Consider the following 9794-nt stretch of genomic DNA (forward strand, 5'->3'; position numbering starts at 1 on the left):
GCCGTATGCAGGTGAGTCCTGGATTTGCTGCTGGAGCAGCAAATCCAGGACTCACCCTCAAGCGCAATCCGTCAGCCGGTGAGCTGGAGGACCAGGAGGACGATCAGGCCGGCGGCCACCGGGGCGATCAGCTCGTACGCCCAGCGCACGGTGACCTCGCCCTGGGCGGTGGAGACCTTCACCTGGCGCTCCCAGCGCTCGCGGAGCTCCCCCACGATCTGGTCGGTGCCCCGCTGCGGCGGCTCGTCGACGACCCCGCCGGGACCCGCGGCGCCTGGGGCCCCCAGGCCGGCCGGCGCGGCGCCCGGCCCGCGGTTCCGGCGTCCCGGCCGTTCCGCCACCTGCGCCTTGCGGAGTGCCTTGCGCCGGTCCCGCAGGGACACCGGCAGCGCCCACAGCTCGAACTTCCGCCCGTCCTCGGTGAGCACCTCGTGCGAGAGCGCGGACCGGAACCCGGCGACCTGACCCCACGGCAGCGTGATCATCCGCAGCGGGTTGCGCACCCGCAGCCGCTCCTCGTTGGCGAGCACCGCGGGGCGGAAGGTGAAGGCGACGACCACCGGCACCACCAGCAGCAGCACGCCCACCGCCGTCCAGACGGCCCGCGCGGAGCCGTGCAGGAACGCGTCGACGGACAGCCCGACGACGACGAGCAGCGTCAGCACACCGCCGGCCAGGGCCATCGGGGACCGGTAGACCGTGTCAGGACTGGTGGGGGCCGTGGGGCTCGTGTTCATGATGTCGATTGTGCCTGACCACGACCGCTCTCCTCCGCCCCGCGACCGATCCGGAACCGGATGGAGACCTTGAGGACTGGGCAGCAGCTACACGCGTAGATATGCTCGCCTGGTGACCATGTCGACAACACCCTCCCCGACCCACGCACTGACCGACGTCGCCGCGTCCGACGCGTCGCTGCGCCGCTTCCTGCACGGGCTCCCCGGCGTGGACCCGGTCGGCCTGGAGGCCCGGGCCGCGGCCCTGGGCACCCGGTCCATCAAGACGACGGCCAAGGCGTACGCCCTCGACCTGGCGATCTCCATGGTCGACCTGACCACGCTGGAGGGCGCCGACACCCCCGGCAAGGTCCGCGCGCTCGGCGCCAAGGCCGTCCTGCCCGACCCGACCGACCGCACGGCGCCCTCCACCGCCGCGGTCTGCGTCTACCCGGACCTGGTCGAGGTCGCCAAGGCGGCCGTCGCCGGCTCCTCGGTGAAGGTCGCCTCCGTCGCCACCGCCTTCCCCGCCGGCCGCGCGCCCCTGGAGGTCAAGCTGGCCGACGTGCGCGCCGCCGTGGCCGCGGGCGCCGACGAGGTCGACATGGTCATCGACCGCGGCGCCTTCCTGGCCGGGCACTACCTCAAGGTGTTCGAGGAGATCACCGCCGTGAAGGAGGCCTGCGGCGACGCCGCCCGCCTCAAGGTGATCTTCGAGACCGGCGAGCTGTCCACGTACGACAACATCCGCCGCGCCAGCTGGCTCGCGATGCTCGCCGGGGCCGACTTCATCAAGACCTCCACCGGCAAGGTGGCGGTCAACGCGACCCCCTCGAACACCCTGCTGATGCTGCAGGCCGTGCGCGAGTTCCGGGACCGCACCGGCGTCCAGATCGGCGTGAAGCCGGCCGGCGGCATCCGCACCGCCAAGGACGCGGTCAAGTTCCTGGTCATCGTCAACGAGACGGCGGGCCCGGACTGGCTGGACAACCACTGGTTCCGGTTCGGCGCCTCCTCCCTCCTCAACGACCTGCTGATGCAGCGGCAGAAGCTGGCCACCGGCCGCTACTCCGGCCCCGACTACGTGACGGTGGACTGATCCCCATGACTTTCGAGTACGCACCGGCGCCCGAGTCCCGCTCGGTGGTGGACATCGCCCCGTCCTACGGGCTGTTCGTCGACGGCGAGTTCACCGAGGCCGCCGACGGCCGCGTCTTCAAGACGGTCTCCCCCTCCACCGAGGAGGTCCTCTCCGAGGTGGCCCGGGCCGGCGAGGCCGACGTGGACCGCGCGGTCGCCGCCGCCCGCCGCGCCTTCGAGGGCTGGTCCGCGCTGCCCGGCAGCGAGCGCGCCAAGTACCTGTTCCGCATCGCGCGGATCGTCCAGGAGCGCTCCCGCGAGCTGGCCGTCCTGGAGACCCTGGACAACGGCAAGCCGATCAAGGAGACCCGCGACGCCGACCTCCCGCTGGTCGCCGCGCACTTCTTCTACTACGCGGGCTGGGCCGACAAGCTGGAGCACGCCGGCTACGGTCCGGCGCCCAAGCCGCTGGGCGTGGCCGCGCAGGTCATCCCGTGGAACTTCCCGCTGCTGATGCTGGCGTGGAAGATCGCCCCGGCGCTCGCCACCGGCAACACGGTCGTCCTCAAGCCGGCCGAGACGACCCCGCTGTCGGCCCTGTTCTTCGCGGACATCTGCCGCCAGGCGGGCCTCCCCAAGGGCGTCGTCAACATCCTGCCCGGCTACGGCGACACCGGCGCCGCGCTGGTCGCCCACCCGGACGTGAACAAGGTGGCCTTCACCGGCTCCACCGCCGTCGGCAAGGCCATCGCCCGCACGGTGGCCGGCACCCGCAAGAAGCTCACCCTGGAGCTCGGCGGCAAGGGCGCCAACATCGTCTTCGACGACGCGCCGATCGACCAGGCCGTCGAGGGCATCGTCAACGGCATCTTCTTCAACCAGGGCCAGGTCTGCTGCGCCGGCAGCCGCCTGCTGGTGCAGGAGTCGGTGCACGACGAGGTGCTCGACGCCCTCAAGCAGCGCATCTCCACCCTGCGTCTGGGCGACCCGCTGGACAAGAACACCGACATCGGCGCGATCAACTCCGCCGAGCAGCTGGCCCGGATCTCCTCCCTCGCCGACCAGGGCGAGGCGGAGGGCGCCGAGCGCTGGACCGCCCCGTGCGAGATCCCGTCCGCGGGCTACTGGTTCGCGCCGACCGTCTTCAGCGGCGTGACCCAGGCGCACACCGTCGCCCGCGACGAGATCTTCGGCCCGGTCCTGTCGGTGCTCACCTTCCGCACCCCGGACGAGGCCGTCGCCAAGGCCAACAACACCGCCTACGGCCTCTCCGCGGGCATCTGGACCGACAAGGGCTCCCGCATCCTCGCCGTGGCGAACAAGCTGCGCGCGGGCGTCGTCTGGTCCAACACGTTCAACAAGTTCGACCCCACCTCGCCGTTCGGCGGCTACAAGGAGTCGGGTTACGGCCGCGAGGGCGGTCGCCACGGGCTGGAGGCCTACCTCGATGTCTGAGCGTCTGATGTCACAGCGTCTGAGCGTTTTCAAGACCTACAAGCTGTACGTGGGAGGCAAGTTCCCGCGTTCCGAGAGCGGCCGGGTGTACGAGGTGACGGGCTCCAAGGACGAGAACTGGCTCGCGAACGCCCCGCTGTCGTCCCGCAAGGACGCCCGTGACGCGGTGGTCGCGGCGCGCAAGGCGTTCGGCGGCTGGGCGGGCGCCACGGCGTACAACCGCGGGCAGGTCCTGTACCGCGTCGCGGAGATGCTGGAGGGCCGCCGCAGCCAGTTCACCCGTGAGGTGGCCGAGGCGGAGGGCATCTCCAAGGCCAAGGCGGCCGCGCTGGTCGACCTGTCCGTCGACCGCCTCGTCTGGTACGCGGGCTGGACCGACAAGATCGCCCAGATCGCCGGCGGCGCCAACCCGGTCGCGGGCCCGTTCTTCAACCTCTCCACCCCGGAGCCCACCGGCGTGGTCGCGGTGCTGGCCCCGCAGGAGTCCTCGCTCCTCGGCCTGGTCTCCGTGGTCGCGCCCGTGATCGCCACCGGCAACACGGCGGTCGTGGTCGCGAGCGAGCGCTCCCCGCTGCCCGCCCTGTCCTTCGGCGAGGTGCTGGCCACCTCCGACGTCCCCGGCGGCGTGGTCAACATCCTCTCCGGCCGCACGGCGGAGATGGCCCCGACGCTGGCCTCCCACATGGACGTCAACGCCCTCGACCTGACCGGCACGGACGCGGAGCTCGCGACCGAGCTGGAGGTCGCGGCCGCGGACAACCTCAAGCGGGTGCTGCGCCCGCGCACCGGCGAGGACTTCACGGCGACCCCGGGCACCGACCGCCTGACGGCCTTCCTGGAGACCAAGACCGTCTGGCACACGACCGGTTCGCTGGGCGCCTCCGGGTCGTCCTACTGACCGGCGTCACCGTCGGGCCACCGATCGCGGCGCGCCCCCCGCAGGAGGGGAGGGGGCACAGCCGCGGACCGGCTGCGGGTCAACTACCCCACATCCCGCATCCGGCATCGCCCCTCCCGCCCCGGCCGTCCCCGGTCCTCACCGACCGGGCCGCTCAGACCGCCGGGGCGGGAGCGAGGCCTCCGAGCATCCCGGTGACCTGACCCACCGCGGGCAGCGCGTTGATCGTCTCCGCCTGCGCGAGCGGGCCGGTCAGCGTCTTCGTGGTGACCGGCTGGAAGTCCGCGACCTGGGTGCCCACCCCGTTGTCCGTCGGGTCCACCCCGGTCCCGGCCAGCGGGTTCGGCTTCAGCGCCCCGACCGGTCCGACCGTGTACCCGACGGTGTTCTTCAGCGTCTCCATCCCGGTCTTCAGGTCGATCACGCTGAGCGCCACCTTGGGCTCCACCTGATCGGCTCTCGGCACCGCCGGCACCGGCGCCGCGGAGGCCGCCACCGCCCCTGCGCCCAGCGCCAGCCCGGCCCCCGCCAGGACCACCGCCGCACGGGCGGCGCTCGCGTGCGGGTGCCTGCGGTGCTGGGGGTGCTTCGGTGCGGCGTGACGTCCCATGGTGCTCTGGCCCTGTTCTCTTCGGTGACCGGGGAATCACGAAGCGTAGTGGAGCGGGTGCGGCGGGCCAAAGTGGCTTGCTGCGTGTTCTAGCCCTGTTCGACGAAGCTCGCTGCCGGGCCCGCAGCGGCCCGGCGGCGAGGACCGCGTCACCGGCCGATGGAGCTCTGCGGCCCGGAGTACTGCTTCACCAGCGCCGGCACGTCCTTGGCGGCGTCCAGCGTGTAGCCGTAGTGGCTGCGCGGGTCGAAGGTGGTGCCGCCGGTCTGCTGCGTGCCGGAGGAGTTGACGACGACGGAGCCCGACTGCGACAGGGACGCGGCCGAGGTGTCGGGGTGGTACGGGTTGGCCACGTTGTCGTAGTAGCTGTTCTCGATCACGGTCCTGGAGCTGCCGCGCGAGAGGTTGCCGTACGAGGTGATGTTCTGCAGGTAGTTGTTGTAGAGGTGGGCCAGCGCCACGTTGTCGATGCTGGGGTTGCGCTGGTTGGTGTCGTGGATCCAGTTGTGGTGGATCGTCATGCGGGCCGTGGTGTTCTCGGTCCAGCCGATGCCGAAGGCCTTGTTGACCTCGCCCAGGTCGTTCCAGGACACGGTCAGGTAGCTGGTGTCCTTCCGGCTGTCGATGAGCCCGTCGTTCATCCGCTCGATGCGGTTGTGGTCGATCCAGATGTGGTCGGCGGTGTCCATCTGGATGCCGTCGTAGTCGTAGACCTTGTCGTCCGGGTCGTCGCCGGCCATCCGGGTGTCGCGGATGGTGAGGTTGCGGATGACGACGTTGCGGGTCCCGGCACCGAGGAAGAAGCCGCCGTTGACGATCTCGCCGGAGGTCCCCACGCCGATCACCGTCTTGTTCGACGTCACGGGGATCTCGTGGCCGTACGGGCTGACGGTGACCGCTCCGGCCACCTTGATCGTGTACGGCTCGCTCGCCGTGGCGTACTTGACCAGGTCCGCGTACGTCTTCACGGTGACTGTCGCTCCGGCCGCGCCGCCCGTCGTACCGCCCCCGGTGGAGGCGAAGCCGTCCGCGGTGTTCGACCAGGTCCGGCCGCCGCTTCCGGCGACCGGCTTGAACGCCCACTGCTTGTTGGTGTTGTGGGTGCAGGTCTCCTGGATGATCGCCGTGCCGTTGGTGGTCGAGGCGTTCTGGTCCGAGAGACACAGACCGGACTTGACGTTGATGATCTGCCAGGTCCCGGTGCCGCTCGCGGTCAGGCGCCACTGCTGGTTGGTCTTGCCCGCACCGCACGCGTACTGCTGCACCTGGACGCCACTGGCGGTGCTGCCGGACGGCACGTCGACGCACTGCCCGCTGTGGACCGCGACCAGCGTGTACACGCCGCTGCCGGCCGACCTGAGCGTGAACTGCTGCCAGGGCGAGGCATCGGTACAACCCCACTGCTGCAGCTTGGTCCCACTCGCCGTGGACGCGCCCGGCACGTCCACGCACTTGCCGGACTTCGTCACCACCAGCTGATACGCCGCGTCCACCGCGGGCAGCGTCGCCGCCTGCGCACTCTCCGACTGCGTGACGGCACCGGCCACACCGGCGGCCACCACCGCCAACGCGGCACCCAGCACGGCACCCCTGCCGGGGCGACGCCGATGCGACGGGCGGTGTGCTCCGCGTGACCGGTGCGGCGCGGGTGGGGACTCGACCGGCGGTTCGGGTGTCATCGGTCGGTTTCCTTTCGTCGTCTGCGGTGCCGGGCCCGTCGGAGCCACCAGGAGGCGGGCGCGCCGGGTCCGGCCGTGGGGTGTGCCGGCGGTCGGGAAGCACCGCGGCGAAGGGGTAGATGCGGCGGGGCGCGGCGGATAACGGAAACCGGGAAGAAAACTTCTGGGCCCTCTCCCGTCGCTGGAGGCGCCGCTTCCCCTTCCTTTACAAGCGGTCCCCGGCCGTGCCAGGCTCCTGGGCCGACGAGCGGACGGGTGTTCGGTCGCGGGCGGCTTCTCGCCTGCCGGTGGGGGGAGTTGGGTCCAATGGGTCACGTCCCGCCACGGAGCGAGACCGGCCCGGGCGCCGGGGTCGGCGCCGCGCCGCGTGGTGGCTCGCCGCAGGAGACGGCGCTGGTACGGGCGGCCCAGGACGGTGACCGGGCCGCGCTGGAGCACCTGCTGACCGACTGCCTGCCGTTGCTCCACCGGATCGTCGCGCGTGCCCTGGACGGGCACGCGGACACGGACGACCTCGTGCAGGAGGTGATGCTCCGCATCGTGCGGGGACTGCCCCGGCTGCGGCAGCCGGAGCGATTCCGTTCCTGGGCGGTGGCCATCGCGTACCGCCAGATCCAGCAGCACCGGCGCCGGCGGCGTCACGCTCCCGGCGAGCCGCTGCCCGAGCATCCGGCCGCCGAACCGGCCGACCCGCTGACCGACTTCGCCGAACGGAGCGTCGCCGAACTGGTCCTCGCCGCCCAGCGCCGGGACCTGGTCCGGGCCGCCCGGTGGCTGGAACGCGACGACCGCCACCTCCTCGCGCTCTGGTGGGAGGAGACCGCCGGGGTGCTGGGACGCTCCGAACTCGCCGCCGGCCTGGGCCTGCCGCGCGGGCACGTCGCGGTGCGGGTGCAGCGGATGAAGGAACAGCTGCAGACCGCGCGGCTCATCGTGTCGGCGCTCGCCGCCGTGCCCCGCTGTCCCGGCCTCTCCTCCGCCGCCCGTGGCTGGGACGGCGAACCGAGCGCGCTGTGGCGCAAGCGTCTGGGGCGGCACGTGCGCGACTGCCCGGCCTGCGGTGCTCCGCAGGAGGGCCTGGTCCCGCCCGAGAGGCTGCTGCCCGGCATCGCCGTGCTGCCGGTGCCCGCGGCGCTGCTGGCCGGGATCGCCGCCGTCCTGGCCAAGGCGGGGACGGCCACGTCCACGGCCGGAGCCGCGCTCGCCCTGGCCTCCGAGACCGTCCGGAGCCCCCGGCCCAGGCTCCTGGCCGGTGCGGCGGCGGCGACGGCGGTACTGCTCGGTGCCGTCCTGCTGCCCTGGGGGCAGCCGGCCGAACCGGACACGCCGCCGCGCGCCGCGCCGAGCGCCGCCCCGGCCGCCACCGGGGGCGCCGGTCGCCCGTCGCCCGCGCCGGCCGGCGGAGGCGAGCTGTTCGTGGCGCCGGACGGCTCGGACGAGCGGGGCGACGGCAGCCGTGCCCGGCCCTACGCCACCCTGGGCAAGGCGGTCGGGTTGGTGCGCCCCGGCCAGACCGTCTTCCTGCGGGGCGGCACCTACCGGCCCGTCGACCCCGTCACCATCGACACGGACGGCACCGCGGAGGAACCCATCACGCTGACCGCCTACCGCGGCGAACGTCCGGTGCTCGACGTCTCCGCGGTCGCCGGAGGCAAGTGGGCCGTGACCCAGCGCGCCGACCACTGGACGGTCCGCGGCCTGGAGGTGCGGGGGTCGCGCAGTCACGCCTGGGTGTGCAGCGGCTGCGCGCACGGCGTCTTCGACCGCCTCACGATGCACCACAACGCGGAGTCGGGGCTGACCCTCCGGGACGCCGGCACGGTCGGCAACACCGTCGTGGACAGCGACTTCCACCACAACCGCGAGGCTGGCGGGGGCGGCTCGGGCCTCGCGGTCGTCTTCGGGTCGGGCGGCGGCAACACCGTCCGACACTGCCGCACCTGGGACAACGGCGGCGACGGCGTCGACCTGGGCGGTTTCACCGGCGCGGTGCTCCTCGACGGCAATTGGTCCTACCGCAACGGCAACGGTTTCACCTTCGGCGGGGGCCGGACCCGGGCCGCCGTGGCCCACACCGCGCGTAACAACGCGGCCTGGGACAACGGGGGGTACGGCTTCAACGACGAGGGCAACACCGGCCGGCTCACCCTGGTGCGCAACAGCGCCTACCGCAACGGCCTCGCCGGCTTCCGGATCGCCGACTCCTCCGGCTCCCTCGAGCAGAACGCCGCCTGGAGCGACGGCCGCGCGACCTCCCCGGGCCCGTCCGTGCGGTCCGCGGGCAACACCTGGGACTCGGCGCGCACGCCGGCCGTCGGCGGCCTGCTGTCCCAGGACCCGCGCGAGGCGGAAGGGCCCCGGCGCTCCGACGGCTCGCTGCCCCGCACCTCCTTCCTCCGGCCCCGCGACCCGTCCGTCACGGTCGGGGCGCCGATGACGGCGGCGTCGCGGTGACGGCGCGGTGACGGCGCGGTGACGGCGCGGTGAGGGGGCCGCGACGAGCGTCGCGGGGCCGGGCGTCCATGTGATGTCCGCGCCAAGTCGGGACGCGGACTCGTTCGAGGGGCGTTCGATGCCGCAGACTGGTATCTCGTGACCACCCAGTACTCCTCGTCGACACGTGTTGTTCTGCTCTGCGGCCCCTCGGGGTCCGGGAAGTCGTTGCTCGCTGCCGCCACCGGACTGCCGGTGCTGCGGCTGGACGACTTCTACAAGGAGGCGGACGACCCCTCGCTGCCGCTGCTGGCCGGGAGCGAGGACATCGACTGGGACCATCCGCTGTCCTGGGACGCGGACACCGCGGTGGCCGCGATCGAGTCGCTGTGCCGGACGGGGCGGACCGAGGTGCCTGTGTACGACATCTCGCTGAGCGCCCGCACCGGGCGCACGGAGCTGGACATCGCCGGGGCGCCGGTGTTCGTTGCGGAGGGCATCTTCGCCGCGGAGATCGTCTCCCGCTGCCGTGACCTGGGGCTGCTGGGCGACGCCCTGTGCCTGACCCGGGGGTCGGTGACCACCTTCCGGCGGCGGTTCCTGCGGGACCTGCGCGAGGGCCGCAAGTCGGTGCCGTTCCTGCTGCGGCGGGGCTGGCGGCTGATGCGGTCGGAGCGGACCATCGTGGCGCGGCAGACCTCGCTGGGGGCGTACCCCTGCGACCGGCCGGAGGCCGAGACGCGGGTGGCGGCCGTGGTGGACGCGGCGACGGCCCGGTCCGGCGGGACCCGGGCCACCACCGGCTGAGCGGGCCCGACCGACCCGGGTGGCACGAGCCCGGCCGAGGCGGGCCCCGACCGACCCGCGTGAGACGAGTCCGGCCGAGGCGGGCAGCGCGGCCCTACCGCGTCGGGCAGCCGGGC

The 9794-nt window shown here is 72.9% G+C and carries 8 protein-coding genes; 5 read left to right on the plus strand and 3 right to left on the minus strand.

Annotation, left to right across the window (positions count from 1 at the left end):
- Positions 1 to 71: 71 nt before the first annotated feature.
- Positions 72 to 737, minus strand: a complete 666-nt coding sequence (locus ACOV8S_RS16350) for a PH domain-containing protein (protein WP_448318541.1) — start codon at positions 735 to 737, stop codon at positions 72 to 74.
- Between the two features lie 118 nt (positions 738 to 855).
- Here ACOV8S_RS16350 and deoC point away from each other — a divergent pair, with 118 nt between their 5' ends.
- The 3 genes from deoC to ACOV8S_RS16365 are packed head-to-tail and all read left to right on the plus strand — an operon-like array spanning position 856 to position 4149.
- The gene (deoC, locus tag ACOV8S_RS16355; RefSeq protein WP_448318884.1) at positions 856 to 1815 is read left to right on the plus strand and encodes a deoxyribose-phosphate aldolase; all 960 of its coding nucleotides are present in this window, start codon (positions 856 to 858) and stop codon (positions 1813 to 1815) included.
- The gene (locus tag ACOV8S_RS16360) at positions 1815 to 3251 is read left to right on the plus strand and encodes an aldehyde dehydrogenase family protein (RefSeq protein ID WP_448318885.1); all 1437 of its coding nucleotides are present in this window, start codon (positions 1815 to 1817) and stop codon (positions 3249 to 3251) included. The genes deoC and ACOV8S_RS16360 overlap by 1 nt, the downstream gene beginning before the upstream one ends.
- 7 nt (positions 3252 to 3258) lie before the next feature.
- Positions 3259 to 4149: an aldehyde dehydrogenase family protein gene (locus tag ACOV8S_RS16365; RefSeq protein ID WP_448318886.1), complete on the plus strand. Its 891-nt coding sequence runs from the start codon at positions 3259 to 3261 to the stop codon at positions 4147 to 4149.
- 154 nt (positions 4150 to 4303) lie between these two features.
- On the opposite strand, the gene ACOV8S_RS16370 is transcribed toward ACOV8S_RS16365, so the two are convergent.
- A complete protein-coding gene (locus ACOV8S_RS16370) occupies positions 4304 to 4759 on the minus strand; it encodes a hypothetical protein (protein WP_448318542.1) in 456 nt (151 codons plus the stop codon).
- 149 nt (positions 4760 to 4908) lie between these two features.
- Complete coding sequence (locus ACOV8S_RS16375; protein ID WP_448318543.1) at positions 4909 to 6342, minus strand: RICIN domain-containing protein; 1434 nt, start codon at positions 6340 to 6342, stop codon at positions 4909 to 4911.
- A gap of 402 nt (positions 6343 to 6744) precedes the next feature.
- On the opposite strand from ACOV8S_RS16375, the gene ACOV8S_RS16380 reads away from it, so the two are divergent.
- Positions 6745 to 8892, plus strand: a complete 2148-nt coding sequence (locus ACOV8S_RS16380) for a sigma-70 family RNA polymerase sigma factor (RefSeq protein ID WP_448318544.1) — start codon at positions 6745 to 6747, stop codon at positions 8890 to 8892.
- Between the two features lie 138 nt (positions 8893 to 9030).
- Entirely contained in the window at positions 9031 to 9678 is a 648-nt protein-coding gene (locus ACOV8S_RS16385; protein WP_448318545.1) for a uridine kinase family protein, read from the plus strand.
- The last annotated feature ends 116 nt before the right edge of the window (positions 9679 to 9794 follow it).

Source organism: Streptomyces sp. CO7 (assembly GCF_053474865.1).

Bases quoted from the DNA above. Each gene is read 5' to 3' on its own strand.
- ACOV8S_RS16350 (WP_448318541.1), bottom strand. From the start codon at position 737: ATGAACACGAGCCCCACGGCCCCCACCAGTCCTGACACGGTCTACCGG.
- deoC (WP_448318884.1), top strand. From the start codon at position 856: ATGTCGACAACACCCTCCCCGACCCACGCACTGACCGACGTCGCCGCG.
- ACOV8S_RS16365 (WP_448318886.1), top strand. From the start codon at position 3,259: ATGTCACAGCGTCTGAGCGTTTTCAAGACCTACAAGCTGTACGTGGGA.
- ACOV8S_RS16370 (WP_448318542.1), bottom strand. From the start codon at position 4,759: ATGGGACGTCACGCCGCACCGAAGCACCCCCAGCACCGCAGGCACCCG.
- ACOV8S_RS16380 (WP_448318544.1), top strand. From the start codon at position 6,745: ATGGGTCACGTCCCGCCACGGAGCGAGACCGGCCCGGGCGCCGGGGTC.